Origin of the sequence: Alicyclobacillus cycloheptanicus (assembly GCF_028751525.1) — a bacterium.
GTDB classification, from domain to species: domain Bacteria; phylum Bacillota; class Bacilli; order Alicyclobacillales; family Alicyclobacillaceae; genus Alicyclobacillus_L; species Alicyclobacillus_L cycloheptanicus.
This window is the reverse complement of record NZ_CP067097.1, coordinates 1767398-1786589: the sequence shown is the minus strand read 5'-3', so window position 1 is coordinate 1786589 and position 19192 is coordinate 1767398. Positions and strand designations below refer to the sequence as shown.

The following is a 19192-nucleotide window of genomic DNA, read 5'->3' as shown; positions in this document are numbered from 1 at the left end:
GACCCGCATAGGGCATGAAACCCGCCTTAGGCACTGGCATCCTGGGCGGCATAGGGCATGAAAGGTGCCTTAGGCATCGGGATCGCGATGGACGGCGATGGGCGGCGGCTGGCACAAGGCACGAAAGGTGCCTTAGGTGCACCGCCGGCATGGGCACCGCCGGCGCGGCACCGGCGGCACGGCCCTTCCCCTTCCCCCAGAATCGTTGTTTCTCTGCACCCTTTTTGTTAACCTAGTAGCGTTATCATGTTAACGGAATGGAGCAGACACGCTGATGCAGGCCACGACACAGCCTTACACGCGCGATCGCGTCGTCGAACTCGACGGTGTGACGGTCGCTTTTCATGTACAAGACGGCATCCGAACGGTTCTACGGGACATCCAGCTCACGGTTGATGCGGGCGAGTGGCTGGCTGTCGTCGGCAAGAACGGCAGCGGTAAGACGACGCTGGCACGCGTCTTGGCGCGCGTGAGTCCGGTGTCGAAAGGGCGCGTGAGCATTGACAGGCCGGTGCAGATGGTGTTCCAAAACCCGGACGCGCAAATCGTTGGGGAAACGGTCTTTGAGGACCTGTGTTTTGGCATGGAGAATTTCGACGTACCGCAGACAGAAATGCCGCGCCGCGCGGCGCAAGCGGCTGCATTGGCCGGTCTTCATGTGCCCCTCGACACTCCCGTGGAACAACTGTCCGGCGGGCAGAAGCAGCGGCTGTGTATCGCCAGCGCGATCGCGGTGGCCAGCGACATCCTCGTGTGGGACGAGCCGACCTCGATGATCGACCCCTCTGGACGCCGACAAATCCTCGACACGGCCCGCGATTTGCGCCAGCAAGGATTCACCATCGTGTGGGTCACGCAGCGGATGGAAGAGCTGGCGTACGCCGATCGCGTGGTTGCCCTGTCGGAAGGCCGCATCGCGTTTGTAGGGTCACCGGGCGAGTTTTTTTACGGGCCAGCCGCTGACCCGACCGCACCCACCGGGCCGGCGAACGCACACACGGCAAGCGAGGAGAACGCCGCCGGACCCTCACCCTGTGAAGCCCTTGGCTTCGACGCGCCCTACGTGGTGCAGGTCGCACGACGATTGGCCGAAGCCGGTGTCGTGGACTTTCGACAGCCGATCCTGCTGCCGGAGGACCTGGTCCGGGCGGTCATGGACAGGGAGGTTGTCGACGGATGCCGGTAACCCTCGAACAGGTCACCGTGCGGGCCACAAACGCAGCGAGCACTGCAAACACGGCGAACACAGCGAACGGCGCCTCTGCCGTGATCCTCGATGCGTTGAATTGTACATTCCACGACGGCGAGGTGACGCTTGTCCTGGGTGCGACGGGCGCCGGGAAGTCAACGTTGCTGCGCGCGGCAGCGGGGGTCTGGGGCCTGCAGGCCGGCACCGTTCGGTACGACGGAATCTCCCTCTGGGACGACCGGCGCCGGCCACGCATGACCCAAAGCGTGCAGCGCCGCATCGGCTATGTCTTTCAGCAGCCGGAATATCAACTGTTTGCGCGGACAGTCGAAGAGGAACTGCGCTACTCGTTCCGGCCGTACCATCTGGACGAACGCACCGTTCAACAGCGCATTCACCAGGCCCTGGAAGAGGTCCACTTGCCGGTCGACATCCTCCCAGTGTCCCCCCTGCTGCTCAGCGGCGGCCAAAAACGGCGGGTGGCGCTTGCGAGCACCATCGCGACCGATCCGGACTGGCTGTTTCTCGACGAACCCACGGCGGGACTGGACACAGAGGCGATTCACGCCTTGACCGCGTGGCTCCGGAGGCGCTTGGCGCGTACCCCGAAGCGCGATACGGTGGACGGAGGCGCGGGTGGCATCGTGATCGCGACGCATGACCTGGAATGGCTGCTGCCCATCGCCGACCGCGTGCTGATTTTGCAGAGGGGGCAAATCGCCTTCGACGGCCAGCCGGAGCAATTGTACGCGGCGCCGCACCGTCTGTTGGAAACCGGCGTCGGATTGCCGCAGGACCTGGAATTGGCGTTGCGCTTTCGGGACGCGGGGCTGCCCATCAGCCTGGCATGGCGCGCCCCCGAGGCCATGGCGCAGGCGATTTGTGACCATGTGCTTCAGACAGGGCTGGCCGCGCAGGGCTCTCCCGCGCTGCGGGAGCCCGCAGACTCGGCGGAGCGACAGCCGCCGGGGCATGCCGCCCGCCCGCCTGAGCCGCGCACCCAAGCAGACCGGGTGGACCACGCCAGCAGCGCGGGTGCGGGCGGTGGGCGGCGGTGGTGGTTCGATCGCGATCCGCGCGCCAAGTGGGTCTTCATCCTCCTCGCGTCGGTTTGCGTGTTATGGCAGAGGAGTTGGACCGCGATGGCCATCGCTGCCCTCCTCACCCTCGTCGTCGCGGCCAGTTCAGGCGTGCGTTTGCGTCAGTTTACGCGGGTGCTCAAGCCCCTGTTCTTCCTGGCAGCGGCGTCCACGCTGGTGTCTGGTGTGCGGTTTCATGCAACAAGCGCAGGCCTCTGGCATGTCGGCCCGGTGGGCTTTGCGTGGCATGCCGCCTCCGTCACACTGGCGCAGGTCGTGAAAGTCATGCTGGTGGTCATCCTCGGCACGCTGTTGTCCGGCACCACCAGCACACTGGCGCTGAAGCGCGGGATGGAACAGGGCCTGCGCGGTCTGCAGCGCATTCGCGTGCCCGTCGGCGCGTTCGCACTGGGCGCCTCACTTCTGCTCCGATTTATCCCGGTGATTGGCAGAGAAGCGAACCGATTCTCGGAAATCGTGCGCGTGCGGGGGAAGTACCCCGTGCGGTCCGGCGCGCTTCGCATGCGAGACATGATGGCCATGCTGCTGCCGCTCCTGCTCGGCGTCATTCGGCTCGGAGAAGAATTGGCGATCGCGATGGAAGCCCGCGGCTACCAGCCCACCCGTCGGATTCCGCGCCTCCAGCAAACCTTTGACACGCGCGATGCGTGGATGATGACGGCCGGGATCGCGATGCTCGGGGTGTGCGCCGCACTGCGGTGGCTGCTGCCGGGGTAGGAGGAGGTTGGGGCGTTGGCCGTGGGAGTTCGGCTGGGGCTTGGGGGTGCGTGGGTTTGGGGGCGCGTGGACCGGGAGCGTGCGTTTAGGCAGGAAACGCGCCTTAGGCGCCGCCATCCCGGCCGCAACCGGCTCTCTTTAGGCACCAAACGCGCCTTAAGTGCCGCGATCCCGGGCCGCACTGGAGGGCATTAGGCACCAAACACGCCTTAAGCGCCGCCATCCCGGCCGCAACCGGCTCTCTTTAGGCACCAAACGCGCCTTAAGTGCCGCGATCCCGGGCATCACTTGAGGGCTTTAGGTAGCATACACGCCTTAGTGCCGCCGATCATGGCCGCCACCCGCTCCCTTTGGGCACCAAACGCGCCTTAAGCGCCGCCATCCCGGGCATCACTCGAGGACTTTAGGCACCAAACGCCTTAGTGCCGCCGATCACGGCCGCCACCCGCTCTCTTTAGGCACCAAACACGCCTTAGTGCCGCCATCCCGCCCGTCCCCCGCTCTCTTTAGGCACCAAACACGCCTTAAGCGCCGCCATCCCGGGCATCGCTTGAGGGCTTTAGGTAGCATACACGCCTTAGTGCCGCCGATCACGGCCGCCACCCGCTCTCTTTAGGCACGAAACACGCCCTAGGCGCCGCGATCCCGCCCGTCCCCCGCTACCTTTAGGCACCAAACACGCCTTAAGCGCCGCCGATCCCGGCCGCAACCCGCTCTCTTTAGGCACCAAACACGCCTTAAGTGCCGCCGAACTCGCCTGGGCCCCACCTCACCAGCCCCCGCCTCGCCCAGCTTACTGCTGAATCGCCCCAAGCTTGGACAGGGGCAGAAACACATACTGCGCTTGTCCGATGATGGCGGACCTGGCCACATAGGGGTGCTGCCAGAAGCGGCTGTCAAAGGAAACAGGGCGGTTGTCCCCCATCATGAAGTAGTGCCCGGACGGCACATGGTAGGTGCCGAGACCGTACTCGTTCGCGCCGTGCGGCCAGGGCTCGGACAACAACTTGCCGTTGATGTAAATATGGTCGTACGTGACCTTCACCGTGTCGCCCGGCATGCCAATGATGCGTTTGACGTAGATCTGCGACGGATCATCCGGGAAGTGGAACAGCACAACCTCTCCGCGGTACGGCCTCGCCAGTTCCGTTGCCAGCTTATCGACAACCACATAGCACGGTGCCGGAATCGTGGGATTCATCGAATCAGTCGGAACATCTGCCGCATACGCGACCCACTGGTGCGAGCCAAGCGCGATGGCCACGCCGATGACAGCCGGAACCATCCAACTCGACGCCCACCTTACAAACCCGAAAATATGCCCGTCCTCCTTTGCTAGCGCATGTCCTCGTACAGCTTGTCACACAGCGCAGCTTCGGCGAAGTCGTCCGCTGTCAACCCCCCGGCGTGCCAGCTCGTCAGACGCAATGTCACAAACTTGAAGTCGATCGCGATGAACGGATGGTGATTCCGCTCCTCCGCGATGTCCGCGACCCGATTGACAAACTGTATGGCCTCCGCAAAGCTGTCAAAGCGAAACCGGCGAGCGATGGTTTTTTCCTCCCGCTTCCACTCCGGCACCCCTTCCATGTGTGCCGCAATCTCTTGTTCCGTGAGTCGTTCGGCCATCGAAGCCTTCACCCCTTCTCGCAAATCGTTTCCCCGTCACCGGGTGCCATGTTCGCCACCGCCTCCGCCAGCACAGCTTCCGTCGCCTGGGCGGCGCGATCGTCCGACCGTCCGCGGCCCCAGACGTTCGTGACGATGACACCGACAATGGCAATCAACCCGCCTAGCAGGGAGAGCAGCCGCGGAATCTCGCCGAGCCAAACCCAGGCCACCAGAATCGCAAGCACGGGCTCCAGGTAGAGCGTGCTCATGACCAACCCGATGCGGCCGCTGGACAAGGCAATCGCCCACGCGCCGTACGCAATCGCGGCGGGAAACACGCCGACGTAAACACCGACCAGCGTCGCCTGAACGGGCGCGTGCTGGATTTGCACCAGCAGGCCTGGGAGAAACCACAACATCGGGATCGTGCCAAACCAGGTAAACCAGGCGGTCATGTCGATAGGCGAGTAGCGTGCAAACAGTGGCTTCTGATAGACAAAGAAGACGGAAGTGCCGAGCGCGGACAGGAGAATCAGCAGCGCACCGCGCGTGAAGGCGGGGCCAGTGCCAGAGCCGAAGGCAATCACGGCGATCCCGACGAACCCCAACAATATGCCGCCCCATCCTACGAGGTTCAGCCGCTCGCGCAGGGCGAAGGCCGCCAGCAGCGCCGAAAACGCGGGCGCGGTCGCGATGATGAGGCTCGCGGTCCCCGCCGGCACCGTCAGTTCGCCGAACGTGAGCGCGATGTGATAGATGGAAATGCCGCAAAAACTCAGTACCGCTATGACGGGAACGTCGCGCAGCCGGGGGATGCGGACGCGCTTGACGAGCGCGTACACGGCGAACGCCAGGGAGGCGCTCAGAAAGCGAATCAGCACCACGTGCCCGGCAGTGTACCCGGCCTCCAGACCATACCGGATGCCGGCGAATGCGGACGACCAGAGCAGAAGCGTGACAGCGGCCGCAATGGACGCCTTCCAGTTCATCAGGCGCCTCCGTCGACGCGCAGAACGATTTTTCCCGTGTTGGCATTCGATTCCATGTAGGCGTGCGCAGCGGCCGCCTCCGTCCAGTCAAACACTTTGTCGATCACGGGCTGCAGTCGTCCATCCGCAAACCGCTCGAGCGCAAACGCCGCGAATTTTTTCGTCAACTGCGCCTTGGTCTCAGGGCTGCGCGAGCGGAGCGCGGTGCCAATGACCTGCAGGCGGTTGCGCAGCAAGAAACCCAGGTTCAGCTGGTCGACCTTCACCCCGCCCATGGTCCCGATGATGACCAGCCGGCCATCCACCGCCAGGGATTGGAGGTTCTGTTCAAAGTACGGCGCGCCAATAAAGTCGAGAATGATGTCCACGCCGCGGCCTTTGGTCCGTTCCTGAATCCACGGCGCGAAGGGACCCTGTTTGTAGTTCCAGCCGGCACTCGCCCCGAGTTGGACGCAGCGGTTCAGTTTCTCAGGCGATCCAGCGGTCACCATGGAGGTCGCACCGGCCTCGCGAATCAGTTGGATCGCGGCCGTCCCCACACCGCTCGCCCCCGCGTGCACCAGCACTGTGTCGCCGGCTTGCAGATGGGCCAGCTCAAAGAGGTTGAGATACGCCGTCAGGAACACTTCCGGAATGGCTGCCGCTTGTTCATACGACAGGTTATCGGGAATGCGCATCGCCATCGCCGCAGGCACCGCCGCCAATTCCGCGTATCCGCCGCCAGGGAGCAGGGCAAAGACGCGATCGCCCCGCTTCCACCCTGGGACACCCGGACCGACGTGCACCACTTCACCGGCCATCTCCAGCCCCAAAATCTCCGACGCGCCGGGCGGCGGTGGGTATCCCCCCATCCGTTGCAGCAAATCTGCCCGGTTCAACGCAGTCGCCTTGACCCGGACCAGTAAGTCGTGTTCGCCAATCACCGGATCGGGCGCCTCGCCAATCGACAGCACCTCGGGTCCGCCGAACCCATCCATCACGACAGCTTTCATGGGCAAATAACCACCTTTATGAGGAATCTTGGAACAATCCAATCGGAAGTTCAATCGGAATGACAGTTTACTCCAAACGGCCCCGCGGAACGCTCTCACGGGCGACCCCACGGGCGGCGCAGGTGCGAAGTCTGCAGCCGGCGCAGTCCAGTCAATCGCGGCACCCGCCACGTTCCCCGCGATGGGAGATCACACCACCGTTTACGATACACGCGCGCGAAGCATACCGCAAGCGCGAGCGGGGTGACCAGGCGGGACGATGAGGGGACAGGCGGGATCGGCGCGAGCCGGCGCGGCGACGCGAGAACGGGCGGGATCGGCAAATCGATGAATAGTGGGTTCGGCTGCGCCGAACCATCAAAATGGGGATGTGGCGATGTCGAAGCGATGTCGAGCTGGGGCGTTAGGGAAGATTTCATGCCCTATGCCTCCATGGCGGACCACGGCGCCGGCGCATTTGGGAAGGTTTCATGCCCTATGCCACCCAAGCCCGCCCCGGTGGCCCCTACTCTCCACTCCCAATGCCAGCCGGATCCTAACGCCGCGTGCTTTCCCATGCTTGGATCGCGCGGGAAACCACCCGGGCGACCAGATCGGCGTGAAGTCCAAGGTGATCGGCCACATGCACCGCGATGTCCGACGGGCAGCAGGCTTGTACCTGCGCCGGGAGGCTGCGCAGCAGGTGACCCGAAAACCAGAGATAGGGCAGCACCGTAATGGCCTTGCGTTTCTGCACGGATGGGTGCGCCAGCAGGCGCTGTACGCCGTCAGCCAGGGATGGGGCGGGCCCCGCCAGAAACGCCGGTTCCCACGCCTCCGCACCTGCCTGGCGGGCGATGGCCTGCGCGACCGACAGTGCGTCGCGGCGGGCAGCACGATCGCGGCCGCCTCGCCCCACAAACAACAACCCGGGTGGCCCGTGCTCATCCTGCAGATGCTGCGGCCGCGGCGCCACATCCGAAGTCGCTGACGCAGGACGCGGCCCCGGACAGGGGGCCGTGCGTGGTGTGTGCGCCGTGATCGCCGTCGTTGTCCGCGCGCTCTGCCACCCTGGTGTGGCGCGGATTCGGTCGACAGCGGCGCCGATGAAAGCATCGTCGTGCCCCATCGGCTCCGTCACATACCACGGGACATCGGCGCCGGCGCGTCGTGCCTGTTCAATCAGCGCAGGCACGTCAGTCTTCCAATGGCCTGCGGCGAACAGGAGCAGGGGGATGAGGATGATTTGTTCAGCCCCTTGCTGTGCGCATGCTGCCGCCGCTGTGGGCAAATCCGGATCGCGCAGTTCCAAAAAACAGTGCCTGATGATGAGCGGGTCGGATCGGCTGGCGAACGGGCGCACATGCCCCGCCCCGTCAGCGCCATCGGGCCCAGCGGCGCCGACTTGACCGAGGCTCCGGCGAATCTCATCCCCTGCCAGCTGCGTGAACTGGAGAAACTCGTCAGTCCCCTGCGCATCGCGGGTCCCGTGGCTTAAAAACAAAAAGGCGGTGGTCAAGGGGCCGTCACCCGCTCAACCACTGCCGTCTGACATTCGTCCGCCGCATCCGGCACCCGCGCGTCGAGGTCGCTTGGACGGTCCACCCCGCCTCGCTCCACCATTTCCGCATCTCCTGCGCTGGCCAGCGAGCGCCGCGGCACGGCATCGTCCAGCCAAACACACGGCGGCATCGCCTGCAAAGTCGTGCCGACGCCAGCAAGCAGTGCCTGCCACGCCAACCGCGAGGTAGCAACCACTGAGTCTGGGGCACGCTCTGTCGCGGTACGCGGTCCGGGCGTGATGTCCAAAAACGCGCGCACGTGGTCGGGTCCCTTGAATCCGAGCGCATACGCCGCACCAGCCGCAGAAACGCCAGCCGCTGCGGGGCGAGCCGCTCCTACCCCGGCCGCTCCTGCGCCAGCTGTATCGCCGTCCACGAGATCCGGCTGGATGCCAAAGCGCTGCAGGGCCTGGCGGACCCGGTCGTCGTGCGCCCGAATCTGAACCGCCGCCAGCTTGCGAATGTCGTACCCGCGCTCAAAATAACGGCGAAAGAACAGGGCCACATCCAGCGCCGATGCAAACCGCAGCTCGGCTGGTGGACGCGCGTCGCTGGCCAAGTCCGACTGGGGCTTGGCGAGTTTCGGCACTGCCGTGGCGCCTGAGACGAGTCGGTCGACGTCGCGATCGAGCCGCGTCACGTCTACAATCGCCTGTCGTTCGGCAACGAACGTGACGAATTCCGCCCCCAGGTCGTCCAGCGCCGCCCCCACCGTCTCCGCTTCGTGTTCAGTTTCCACCGCAAGCACAAACTGACGCCCCGCCAGCGGGCGCTCCGCCCACCACGACAGAGTCGCCTGCATGGAAGCAACACGGCCAAACACCAGCACCACGGGCGATGTGAGTCCCGCCGTCTGAACCTGTGCCCCGAGCGAGCCGAGCGTTGCCTGCACCACCTGCTGGCCAGCGCGCGTACCCGATGCGATGGCAGCCGCCGGCGTATCCGCCGCAATGCCCCGTGACCGCAGCGTGTCACAGATGCCCGCCAGCTGCGCGAGTCCCATCAGCACGACGAGGGTCCCGCCGCGGCGCAGCAGATCGACCCCCGTCGTCACATCCGGACGACGCAGTTCGCCCGTCTGCCCCGTGACCACCGTGAACCCATCCGATACACCGCGGTGCGTCAGCGGGATCCCGGCATAGGCCGGCACGGCCACCGCCGACGTGACCCCTGGGACGACCTCGAAGGGCACGCCATGGTCGCGAAGCCACATCGCCTCTTCACCGCCGCGGCCAAACACAAACGGGTCACCGCCCTTGAGGCGGACCACGACCGGGTGCGTCTCGGCGAGATCGACCAGCAGCTGCTGAATCTCCACCTGGCGCATCGCGTGCCGCCCCGCGGTCTTTCCCACGTACACCCGCTTGGCGTGGCGCGGAATGAAGTCAAGCAGGCGCGGGGAAATCAGCCGGTCATAAACGACTGCGTCGGCCGATTCGAGCAAGCGCCGCCCCCGCACGGAAATCAAGCCAACGTCGCCTGGTCCCGCACCTACCAGGTAGACGCGTCCTGTCATTTGAACCGCTCCAGACCAACCCGTTCGCAGTAGTCGCTGAACCGCTCTGCAGCTTGCCGCTCCTCCACAAAGGCAGCGAGCACCGGACGTACGGTCTCTGCCAGTTCATCAAACGGCACCAGCTCCCGGAACAATTGGTTGAGCCTTGTGCCCAGGATGTCTCCGCCGATCATCACGTCGTATTTTCCAGGCGAGCGGCCGACAAAAGCGATGTCCGCAATGTACGGGCGCGCGCAGCCGTTCGGGCATCCTGTCATGCGGATGCTGATGGGTTCATCCGTCAAGCCGTACTCATCGAACAGCGCCTGAAAACGTTCCAACACCTTGGGAAACACGCGCTCGGACTCCGTGGTCGCGAGGCCGCAGGTGGGCAGCGCGACGCACGACATCCCATGCTTGACCAACGTCGAAACTTCTTCAATCAGCGGGATGTGGGCCGCTTTCAGACGTGCTTCAATCTCGGTCCGGGCCGCTTCCGTCAGGCCAGCGAAAATGAGGTTTTGCTGTGCCGTCAGCCGCACGGACGGCTGAAATTCGCGCACGATGTCTCGCAGCGTGCTTTTGAGCTTCCGGTCCGGCGAGTCGACAATGCGTCCACTCGGGATGAACAATCCCAGGTAACCGGTGCCGTCCGCCAGGGTGTGCGCGTGCCAGCCAAAATGGTCATCCGACGACTGCCAGACCAGCTCCCGCGGCGGGACCAGACTGCGGCCCAAGCGCGACGCCAGTTCCGTGCGGAACCAGTCCATGCCCTTGTGGTCGAGCAAGTACTTGAAGCGCGCATAGCGCCGCTCCTGCCGGTTGCCGTAGTCACGCTGAATCTTGAGGATTTCCGTGCAGACCTCAAGCAGTTCGTCGCGCGTGACGTAGGTGAGCGGGGTCGCCAGACGCGGGTATGTATCTTTCACAGCGGCGGTTCGCCCCATGCCCCCGCCGACCAGCACCGTGTACCCAGCCACCGCATCGCCCGAACGGTGTGCAACCAAGCCGATGTCGTTGGCGTAGACATCGATGCAGTTGTCGCCTTCCGGCGCGATGCCCACTTTGAATTTACGCGGCAAATAGACATCGCCGTACAGCGGCTCCTCGTCGGCCTCCACGTCCGGCGTCACCTTTTCACCATCGAGCCAGATTTCGTGGTACGCGTTCGTCTTTGCGCCAAAGCGGTCGACCAGCGCCTGCAAATCTTCGTCGATTTGGCGGTGAAACTCATCCTCCACAGGCTCCGGGCAGGCGTTGATGTTGCGCACCTGGTCTCCGCACCCGCCGAGGGTCGTGATGAGCGCGTTGTGAATGCCGCGAATCGTCGCCTTCAGGTTCCCTTTGAGAATCCCATGCAGCTGGAAGGTCTGACGCGTCGTGATGCGCAGGCTTCCCATTCCGTAGCGGTCGGCGATTTCGTCAAACGCCAGGTACTGCTGGGCGGTCATGCGCCCGCCCGGAATCCGCGCACGAACCATCATCATATAATGTTTGTCCTTGCCTTCTTTGCGCAGCTTTGCGCGCAAGTCGCGGTCGTCCTGCTGATAGACACCGTGAAACTTCAGGACCTGGACATTATCTTCTTCGAAGCGAGGAGACCCGTCCTGCAAGGCTTGCTCGATGGTGCCCCGCAGGTGGCGGCTCTCGCGCTTGATGACTTCTACCTTGGATACCTTCACGGGCGCCTGTTCCGCAGGAGATGCGTACTTGCCGCCCGCTTCTGTCTCAGCACCTTTGTCCGACGCGGCGGCTGCGACCTTCAATTGCTCATCCTGCAGATCACGACTCAACCGTGCTCACCTCCGCGAGTCCTGCCACCAGTACATCCGCAACCTCCGGCCGCGTGAATTTTGGCGAAGGACGTTCCCCTGCCCGCAAAATGGCACGCACTTTCGTGCCAGACAAGATGTATCGGTCTTCACTGGAATGCGGGCACGTCTTGTCGGAAGCCATGCCGTCGCATTTTTGACAGTAGAAACTGTTCTCAAAGAACATCGGCTGAATCCCGAGTTCTTCGGCCGTAAAGTTGGAGAAGATTTTTTGCGCGTCGTAGGTCCCGTAATAGCTGCCCACACCGGCGTGATCGCGGCCCACAATGAAGTGGGTGCAGCCGTAGTTCTTGCGCACAATGGCATGGAAGACCGCCTCGCGCGGACCCGCATACCGCATGGCGGCTGGGTAGGCGCCGAAAAACACACGATCGAGCGGATAGTAGTTCTTCAACAGCACCTCGTAGCTGCGCATCCGGACGTCGGCAGGGATGTCGTCCGATTTCGTCTGCCCGACCAGCGGGTTCAGAAACAAGGCATCCACTGTCTCGAGCGCGCATTTTTGGATGTACTCGTGCGCTCGATGCACCGGATTGCGCGTCTGAAACCCGACGACCGTTTGCCAGCCGCGATCGGCAAAGGCCTTGCGGGTCTCGGCTGGGTCGAAGTAGTACTCCGCAAACTGCGCGCGCGTCTGACGCCGCAGCAAGGTGATGGGGCCGCCAATGCACCACGGCTCCCGTTCGTACACACGGGCTACGCCCGGATGCGCGTCCTCCGTGGTGAGGAATACAGCCTGTGCCTCGCGTACTTTGTCGCAAGCCCAGATGTCCGTAATGTCGATGGTGCCGTAAATCAGGCCGTCCTCAGCCACCAGCGCTGCGCGGCTGCCGACCTGAAAACTGCGCGCCGTTTCCTCCGAGACGGGGAGAACGACCGGAATGGTCCAAACGGTTCCATCCGGCAAATGCATGGTATCGAGCACACTTTCCCACTCGGCCTTTGTAAAAAAACCAGTGAGCGGAGAAAACCCGCCGATTCCAATCAGTTCCAAGTCGGACAGTGTCCATTCCGTGATAGGAATCTTGGGCAGAGAAGCGGCGGCCGCCAGGGCCGCATCGCGCGCTTCCCCAGTCAGCTCGCGGTTAATCAACGTGCCTCCGTGCGGTACAGATAATGAAGCCAACTCCAATGCCTCCTTTTACTTGTGCAAACCACATTCCGTCTTCTCGAAGCCAGACCACCGGCCTGCGCGCGGATCTTCTCCCGGCTTCACAGGGCGTGTGCAGTGCAGGCAGCCAATGCTAGGATATCCCTGATCATGCAAAGGGTTGTACGGAACATGGTTGTCGCGAATATAGTCCCACACGTTGTCCCAAGACCACGCGGCCAGCGGATTGACTTTCACCAGGTTGAACTTCTGGTCCCATTCAAACACGCGGGCGTTGGCACGCGTTGGTGCCTGATCGCGGCGAATGCCCGTAATCCAGCCGTCATACGCAGTCAGTGCGCGCTGCAGCGGCTCCACTTTGCGCAGGTTGCAGCACTGATTCGGGTCCCGCGCCCACAAGGCCTCTCCGTACTGTTCGGCCTGTGCTTCCAGCGTCAGCTTGGAGGAAATGCGAACCAGGTTCGGAATTCCGTAGCGCGCCACCGCCTCATCGCGCAGTGCGTAGGTTTCGGGAAACAGCACGTCCGTATCAATATAAAATACAATCCCTTGGGGATTCACTTGCATCCACATATCCAGCAGCACCATGTCTTCAGCACCAAAACTGCAGGCCAGTGCCAGATTCGGAACCAACTCGTGCGCAGCCTTCAAAATTTCACGCGGGTCTTTGCCCTCGTATTCAGCCGCCAAAGCATTCAACTGGTCTTTCCGTGCATCCAATGAATCAGGCGCAAACTGCGTCTGGGTATTTTGCAAAACATCGCTCACTGATCAACACCGCCTATTCCGATTTGTTTAATGAAATTTTGCTCTAGTCTACCGCGCCAAACATTGTACGTCAATGGAAACACCCGAATCCATCCCCCGCGGCCGTTCGAATGTGCGTTTTTTGTAAGAACTGTCAACGCTCCATGTTCGGCGCAGGGCAGTCTATGAAGTGAGCAGCGGTTGTGCCACCGCGAAGCATCCGGCAGTCCAGCTTTTCACAGAAAAAATAGACAAGCGCGTAGGTTCGAGGTAAGCTAGCTTCACAAGCGCGTCTGGCAAGAGGGGCCAACAGCCATTCCCCTCATCAGACAGCTTCTCGAAAGTTCTCCTGTTGACAAAGAGGTGCAACTGTGGACCTGCCCCTGAAGTATACCATTTGTTTTATCCGTCAAGGCGACGACGTCTTGATGTTAAACCGGAATCGTCCGGCCAATATGGGACTTTGGAATGGTGTCGGCGGAAAACTTGAGCCCGGGGAGGACCCGCTGACAGGTGTCTTGCGCGAGGTCTATGAAGAAACCGGGATTGCCTTGGCGCACGCCCGGTTTGCAGGGACGGTGACATGGCGAGGAACATGGCATGGCCATGACCAAGCCGAGGGGGGCATGTACGCCTTCCTGGCAGAGGTCACCGAGCGAGAGCGCGGACCGCGCCTGCAGGAGACGCGGGAAGGAGTGCTGATGTGGAAGCCTCTGTCGTGGATTCTTGACCCAGACAACCTTGGCGTCGCCGAACATGTGTCCCGCTTTCTCGCCCGCATGCTGAATGACCCCGTCTGTTACGAGCATCGCTGTGTGTTCCACGACGACCGGCTCATTGACTACGAACCGGTCCCGCTCCCGAACGACTTTCTCACTCAGGTTGGACTTTCCCAGGTGAAGACTTCTTCTGGGTCGGCCAACAACCGGCCGTAGTATTTCATCGCCCGGAAGTTGTGGATTTCGCGGCAGATGGTTTTCATGTTCCGCAAGACAGCCTGTTCGGAAACTTCATCTGGGCTCCAGTAGTAAATATCCATCGTATACGGAGTTCCATCGTCATCCGAACGAGTATAGGTGATACGCTCGGCTCGGACAAACCCGTTTCGCTCATAAAATTGAACGCGTTTGACAGTATCCTCATCCTCCGCGTCCGGCGGTTCCACCTCGACAATCAAGGTCTTCCCGCGTGCTTTGAAATGGTTCAGCAAACGGCTCCCGACGCCCTTCCCACGCGTGCGCGGGTTCACCAGTAAGTAGTCGATAAACACGAAGTCAGGAAACTCAGCGTACGTCACGACATAGTCTTGAGTTTCCATTTTGCGGTATGCTTCGTGGTGCTGAAGCAATTCCCGAAGCTGCTCAGGGTGCTTCATTTCATGTTCTGGAAAATAATTGGCCAGCCGTTCGTACCAGTCCATCGCCACGCTCCATTCTGGATTGGGATTGCTCCGATGTGACACGTAGTCTATGTCCTGGACACATCAAATATGCGGGCCCGTGCAGGGGCTCTGCGGGTCGGCAGATGCAAAAAAGCGCCCAAAAGACGGGCGCACAGCGGTGTCCAAGCGTTCCAACCGCGCTTCTCTCCCGCTGGCGGACGCCTTACCGTCCATCCCCAGAGGCCCCTGGATACGGCATCAACAGAATCATCAACACGTAGATAATCAAGAAAACGACGACCCACCGCGTAAAGACACCAAATGTGGCAGGCATGCCATTCGCCCCCTTCCCGCACCTGTCAACAGCCTATGGCGGGCTGCCGTCCAACGGGCGGGCGAATGCCCAGCGGCTAAACGCAGTCGCGAGAGGATTCGTCGACAAATGTCACCGCCGCACGCTTCTGCGACAACTCCCACTCTTCCGGCAATTGTACCGTTGTCACCCCGGCAAAGGTGTTCATCACAAAGGATGTACCATCCAGCAACCGGTAACGCCCTGTCACACCTTCCCCTGACGTCAGTGCCACATCGTTTGCCAGACTGTCCGATACGCTCATTTCACCCCAGTCGCCGTGAATATACCGTTCAAATGCGTCCACGAGATCGGGCACGCGAATCGTCGGGCTCTCCAGGATGCGTTTCGTGACCCGCACTTTCCCAATCGAAAACAACAAGGCTTGCCCCTCCGTGCCTCAGTACTCCGCGCCGCGAAGACCGCAGCTTACGCTTGCCGAGGTGATCCGTTTCCCCAATTATACACACGTTTCTGGTTGATAAAATAGGCGCTAAGGTAGTAAATAGTGGTGTTCACAGACGAACCCTTACTTTTGTCAGATAAGTGTGCTAAGATCGAGGCGGAGGCGTGATCTTTATGGAATATGAGCCACTGTGTCCGAAGTTCGAGTCCGCGTTTGAATTACTGGGAAAGCGCTGGACAGGTCTCATCATTCGCGCTTTGCTCAGCGGTCCGAAACGGTTCAAGGACATTTCCGGCATGATTCCGAACATGAGTGACCGAATGCTGGCAGAACGGTTCAAGGAGCTGGAGTCCGCGGGACTCCTGGTTCGTCATGTATACCCGGAAACGCCTGTGCGAATTGAGTACGAGCTTACCCAGAAGGGGCGCGATTTGGAAGCCGCGCTGAACGAAGTGCAGCGCTGGGCGGATACCTGGATGACCAAAGCCGCCGTCCAACGAGATTAGTGCCGGACGACCTGGAACACGTCGCCGTGTTCTCGAATTACGATGCGGCTTTCGTCAGACGCAGCAGCGGCAGCCAATCGCTCCAATGGTTCCGCGACGGGCTCACTCGACAGCACGAACGTATCCCAATGGATCGGCGCCAACCAGTCCGCTCCAGTATCGCAGAACATCTCCCAGGCTTGTTCGGGCGTACAATGGTTACTTTGGAACGCTTCTGGTTCATAGGCGCCAATTGGCATGAACGCGAGCTGGATGGGCCCGTTTGCGCGCAGTTGCTGAAACGAAGGCGTGTACGCCGTATCGCCCGCAAAGAAAATGCGGACGCCTCGAGATTCGAGCAGGTACCCCGTAAAGCCGTACCCTTTGTTCCACGGAAATCGATTCCCCCAATGCCGCACAGGAACTGCCTGAACGTCCAACTCCGCAGCGAACGTCTTGTGCTGCCTGCCCTCCATTTCTGTTACGCTGCCAAACCGCATCCCGCGCAGCAACCGGCTCGTTCCCTTGGCAGTGATGACCTGCGTCCGAGGATGTTGGAGTCTGCGCAGGCTGGGTAAATCGAAGTGGTCCATGTGCGCATGGGAGAGCAGAATGAAATCCACTTTACCGGCGAGATCGGCAATCGAAACGGCTGGCGCCGTATGCCGCTTCACGCCGATGGTAAACAGCCGCAGCACCGAAAGCCCCACACGTTCTGAAAAGACCGGGTCGGTCAGAATCCGAACCCCGAAGAAGTTTATGTACACGGTGGAATGCCCAATCCAGCAAACCGTCACCGCATCGTCCGGAAACGCATCGATGTCCGGCCGTTTCTGTGGGTGCTTGTAGGCCGGCTTCGGAAATACACGGTGCCACCGTCTGAACATATACAGGATGTAAACGGCGATGCAGATGCCAATCGCCACAAGAATCGCGAATACCCACAACAGCCACACGAGGTCGAAATCCCCCTTCCCAGCGATTATACCATCCTCTAGAACATCCTCGTCAGCCGGAGGCGTTTTGACTCCGTTCCAGCAATCGTGTAACGTACGTACGAATGGAAGCGTGTGGAGGATAGATCGAAATGACACCAAAGATCGTTCTTCAAAAGAACCGTAAAAAGCGCCTGGAACAAGGCCATCCATGGGTATACGCGAGCGAAGTCCAGCACGTGGACGGGGATGTCGCGCCCGGATCAATCGTTGACATACACAACCATCAGGGTGTGTTTCTCGCCAAAGGATATGCCAACCCGGCATCTCAGTTGTACGCGCGTGTACTGTCGTACGTTCAGGACGAGGCCATCGATACGGCGTTTTTGATTCGGCGCATGGAACAGGCCGCGGCGTACCGCACCCGCATCCTGGAAAACCCGTCGTATTGCAGAGTGATTTACGGCGAGGCCGACTTTCTGCCCGGTCTGATTGTCGACCGGTATGGAGAATGGCTGGTCGTGCAGATTCTGTCGTATGGTATGGAGAACTTGAAACCGAATCTACTCGAAGCCCTGGTGCACGTCTTTCAGCCCAAGGGCATCTATCTGCGAAACGACGTCCCCGTCCGCCGGCTCGAAGGCCTGCCAGAAGAAACGGGTCTGTGGTACGGCACGGTGCCAAGATACATCGACATCGTCGAACACGGCCTTCACTTCACTGCCGACGTGTACGAAGGCCAGAAGACCGGTTACTTTTACGACCAGCGCGACAACCGCGCCGCCATCTTCCCCATCGTGAAGGACGCACAGCGTGTGCTCGACTGCTTCTGCCATACGGGCGGATTTGCAATGCACGCGGCCCGCGGGGGAGCAGAACACGTCACCGCGGTGGACATTTCGGAGGCAGCCATCGAGGTTGCGCGCGAAAACGCGCGACGCAACCAGCTCTCGGAGCGCATCGACTTCCAGGCCGCCAACGCCTTTGATTTTCTGCGCGAGGCCGAGCAGGAAGGCGCGGTGTATGACGTCGTGATTCTCGATCCGCCCGCGTTTGCGAAATCCAGGCGGGCACTGCCCGGGGCAATTCGCGGGTACAAGGAGATCAACCTGCGCGGGTGCAAGCTCGTGCGGGACGGCGGTTTTCTGGTCACGGCGAGTTGCTCGTTCCACATGCGGCCGGAACTGTTTCAGGAAACCATCCTCAGCGCCGCCTTTGACGCACACAAGATTTTGCGGACCGTACGATGGTCCGGCGCCGCGCCAGACCATCCGGAAATCGCAGGGGTCGACGAGGGGCACTACCTCAAATTCGCGATTTACCAAGTCTTCCACCGCGGGACCTGAGCCGCAATGGAGCGGGTCCGGGCTGCGGGTGCGCTGCGGCGCTGGTGTTGCAATGCGCCGCATGCGGAACCTACCCTTCAATTCTGGTGTAGATCCGAGGGGACGGTTCGTGCGACGACACGACGAAGTTCGCCCACACGCTGCGGTGACTCGCGTCCCGCGCGGTGACCACGACAAACCGCCCGACCGTGTTGGTGCGAAAGCGCTCGGTGTCGGCGTGCCCTGGCGGGATCTGCGTCGGCTTCATCATGCCTGGGCTTGGTGGGTAGATGGCGTGTACGCCGGTGGTTTCCCGCCGTTCACTGTATGGAACAATCACGGGACGGTACATGGCATAGGGGCTGTTGTTCTGGAATGTCAGGTACACCGTCCAGTTTTGTGGGACAGACAGGGTCATGGTGCCGCTTCGAAATCCGTTCAACAGCGGGTTCCCGCGCGCGTCGGAAACGAGTCGAATGCGAACCACCCGGTGCCGGCTGTCCGTCTCCATCCACTGCTTCGTGGTACTCAGATTGGCGCTGCCCGCAGACATGCCGATCGCGTTTGCGACATCTGCCTGGGTTTGATTCGCCGGATTGCCGGGGCTGCATCCGAATAGACCGCCGATGATCGCGGCACTGCAAAGGAATACGGCCGCCCGCTTGTGTCGAACCTTCATCCGAATCCGTCCTTCCCTCTGGCCTCACCCTCACTTTCCTGTAGCATTCATCCGAACGGGACATTGTATGCTTTTGCCCGCCCGAAACACAGCGATTATGAAAAATCCTTGAAAATCACCCTTGAAACTTAACATCAACGTAAGGATGTGGTAAGCTTTAAAAGCTTGAGTGAAGTGCGGGCACATGGGAGCGCCCGCACTTCACTCCGTCCTGTGGGGGTCAACCTGGGTTTGACAGGGGGTTCCCGCCGACCCCTCTTCATCTCCTGTTATCTCAACACACAAAAAGGCAAAAACAGAAAAGG

The 19192-nt window shown here is 61.4% G+C and carries 18 protein-coding genes; 5 read left to right on the top strand and 13 right to left on the bottom strand.

Features of this window, described 5'->3' with window-relative positions:
• Positions 1–274 precede the first annotated feature (274 nt).
• Positions 275–1186, top strand: coding sequence for an ATP-binding cassette domain-containing protein (locus tag JI721_RS08275; protein ID WP_274457547.1), 912 nt, complete (start codon positions 275–277; stop codon positions 1184–1186).
• Positions 1177–3006, top strand: a complete 1830-nt coding sequence (locus JI721_RS08270) for an ATP-binding cassette domain-containing protein (RefSeq protein ID WP_274457546.1) — start codon at positions 1177–1179, stop codon at positions 3004–3006. The genes JI721_RS08275 and JI721_RS08270 overlap by 10 nt, the downstream gene beginning before the upstream one ends.
• A gap of 793 nt (positions 3007–3799) precedes the next feature.
• On the opposite strand, the gene lepB is transcribed toward JI721_RS08270, so the two are convergent.
• The 9 genes from lepB to JI721_RS08225 form a co-directional block, all read right to left on the bottom strand.
• The gene (gene lepB, locus JI721_RS08265; protein WP_274457545.1) at positions 3800–4291 is read right to left on the bottom strand and encodes a signal peptidase I; all 492 of its coding nucleotides are present in this window, start codon (positions 4289–4291) and stop codon (positions 3800–3802) included.
• Between the two features lie 50 nt (positions 4292–4341).
• The gene (locus tag JI721_RS08260; RefSeq protein WP_274457543.1) at positions 4342–4635 is read right to left on the bottom strand and encodes a 4a-hydroxytetrahydrobiopterin dehydratase; all 294 of its coding nucleotides are present in this window, start codon (positions 4633–4635) and stop codon (positions 4342–4344) included.
• An 8-nt stretch (positions 4636–4643) separates the two neighbouring features.
• Complete coding sequence (locus JI721_RS08255; RefSeq protein WP_274457542.1) at positions 4644–5606, bottom strand: DMT family transporter; 963 nt, start codon at positions 5604–5606, stop codon at positions 4644–4646.
• Positions 5606–6598, bottom strand: coding sequence for an NAD(P)H-quinone oxidoreductase (locus JI721_RS08250; RefSeq protein ID WP_274457541.1), 993 nt, complete (start codon positions 6596–6598; stop codon positions 5606–5608). Before JI721_RS08250 ends, JI721_RS08255 begins: the two co-directional genes overlap by 1 nt.
• A gap of 535 nt (positions 6599–7133) precedes the next feature.
• Complete coding sequence (locus tag JI721_RS08245) at positions 7134–8096, bottom strand: sirohydrochlorin chelatase (protein ID WP_274457540.1); 963 nt, start codon at positions 8094–8096, stop codon at positions 7134–7136.
• Positions 8093–9655, bottom strand: a complete 1563-nt coding sequence (gene cobA / locus JI721_RS08240; RefSeq protein WP_274457539.1) for a uroporphyrinogen-III C-methyltransferase — start codon at positions 9653–9655, stop codon at positions 8093–8095. Before cobA ends, JI721_RS08245 begins: the two co-directional genes overlap by 4 nt.
• The gene (locus tag JI721_RS08235; protein ID WP_274457538.1) at positions 9652–11427 is read right to left on the bottom strand and encodes an NADPH-dependent assimilatory sulfite reductase hemoprotein subunit; all 1776 of its coding nucleotides are present in this window, start codon (positions 11425–11427) and stop codon (positions 9652–9654) included. Before JI721_RS08235 ends, cobA begins: the two co-directional genes overlap by 4 nt.
• Entirely contained in the window at positions 11417–12592 is a 1176-nt protein-coding gene (gene sat / locus JI721_RS08230) for a sulfate adenylyltransferase (protein ID WP_274457537.1), read from the bottom strand. The genes JI721_RS08235 and sat overlap by 11 nt, the downstream gene beginning before the upstream one ends.
• Positions 12593–12607: 15 nt before the next feature.
• Positions 12608–13297 (bottom strand): phosphoadenylyl-sulfate reductase, encoded by a 690-nt coding sequence (locus tag JI721_RS08225; protein ID WP_307016577.1) that lies wholly within the window; start codon positions 13295–13297, stop codon positions 12608–12610.
• 398 nt (positions 13298–13695) lie between these two features.
• Between JI721_RS08225 and JI721_RS08220 the strand changes: the two genes are divergently transcribed.
• Positions 13696–14259, top strand: coding sequence for an NUDIX hydrolase (locus JI721_RS08220; RefSeq protein ID WP_274457536.1), 564 nt, complete (start codon positions 13696–13698; stop codon positions 14257–14259).
• On the opposite strand, the gene JI721_RS08215 is transcribed toward JI721_RS08220, so the two are convergent.
• Both JI721_RS08215 and JI721_RS08210 read right to left on the bottom strand, forming a co-directional pair.
• Positions 14202–14786, bottom strand: a complete 585-nt coding sequence (locus tag JI721_RS08215) for a GNAT family N-acetyltransferase (RefSeq protein WP_274457535.1) — start codon at positions 14784–14786, stop codon at positions 14202–14204. The genes JI721_RS08220 and JI721_RS08215 overlap by 58 nt on opposite strands.
• A 329-nt stretch (positions 14787–15115) precedes the next feature.
• Positions 15116–15439 (bottom strand): hypothetical protein, encoded by a 324-nt coding sequence (locus JI721_RS08210; RefSeq protein WP_274457534.1) that lies wholly within the window; start codon positions 15437–15439, stop codon positions 15116–15118.
• Positions 15440–15636: 197 nt separating this feature from the next.
• On the opposite strand from JI721_RS08210, the gene JI721_RS08205 reads away from it, so the two are divergent.
• On the top strand, positions 15637–15969 hold the full coding sequence (locus JI721_RS08205; RefSeq protein ID WP_274457533.1) for a winged helix-turn-helix transcriptional regulator: 333 nt from the start codon (positions 15637–15639) through the stop codon (positions 15967–15969).
• Here the strand turns inward: JI721_RS08205 and JI721_RS08200 are convergent.
• On the bottom strand, positions 15966–16904 hold the full coding sequence (locus JI721_RS08200; protein ID WP_274457532.1) for an MBL fold metallo-hydrolase: 939 nt from the start codon (positions 16902–16904) through the stop codon (positions 15966–15968). The two genes, JI721_RS08205 and JI721_RS08200, sit on opposite strands and share 4 nt — an antisense overlap.
• A gap of 131 nt (positions 16905–17035) precedes the next feature.
• On the opposite strand from JI721_RS08200, the gene JI721_RS08195 reads away from it, so the two are divergent.
• Positions 17036–18229, top strand: coding sequence for a class I SAM-dependent rRNA methyltransferase (locus JI721_RS08195; protein WP_274457531.1), 1194 nt, complete (start codon positions 17036–17038; stop codon positions 18227–18229).
• 70 nt (positions 18230–18299) lie between these two features.
• On the opposite strand, the gene JI721_RS08190 is transcribed toward JI721_RS08195, so the two are convergent.
• Positions 18300–18887 carry a cupredoxin domain-containing protein gene (locus JI721_RS08190; protein ID WP_274457530.1) on the bottom strand — a complete coding sequence of 196 codons (588 nt, stop codon included), beginning with the start codon at positions 18885–18887 and terminating at the stop codon, positions 18300–18302.
• Between the last annotated feature and the right edge of the window lie 305 nt (positions 18888–19192).

Bases quoted from the DNA above. Each gene is read 5' to 3' on its own strand.
- JI721_RS08190 (WP_274457530.1), bottom strand. From the start codon at position 18,887: ATGAAGGTTCGACACAAGCGGGCGGCCGTATTCCTTTGCAGTGCCGCG.
- lepB (WP_274457545.1), bottom strand. From the start codon at position 4,291: ATGGTTCCGGCTGTCATCGGCGTGGCCATCGCGCTTGGCTCGCACCAG.
- JI721_RS08250 (WP_274457541.1), bottom strand. From the start codon at position 6,598: ATGAAAGCTGTCGTGATGGATGGGTTCGGCGGACCCGAGGTGCTGTCG.
- cobA (WP_274457539.1), bottom strand. From the start codon at position 9,655: ATGACAGGACGCGTCTACCTGGTAGGTGCGGGACCAGGCGACGTTGGC.
- JI721_RS08195 (WP_274457531.1), top strand. From the start codon at position 17,036: ATGACACCAAAGATCGTTCTTCAAAAGAACCGTAAAAAGCGCCTGGAA.
- JI721_RS08260 (WP_274457543.1), bottom strand. From the start codon at position 4,635: ATGGCCGAACGACTCACGGAACAAGAGATTGCGGCACACATGGAAGGG.
- JI721_RS08255 (WP_274457542.1), bottom strand. From the start codon at position 5,606: ATGAACTGGAAGGCGTCCATTGCGGCCGCTGTCACGCTTCTGCTCTGG.
- JI721_RS08205 (WP_274457533.1), top strand. From the start codon at position 15,637: ATGGAATATGAGCCACTGTGTCCGAAGTTCGAGTCCGCGTTTGAATTA.
- JI721_RS08270 (WP_274457546.1), top strand. From the start codon at position 1,177: ATGCCGGTAACCCTCGAACAGGTCACCGTGCGGGCCACAAACGCAGCG.
- JI721_RS08275 (WP_274457547.1), top strand. From the start codon at position 275: ATGCAGGCCACGACACAGCCTTACACGCGCGATCGCGTCGTCGAACTC.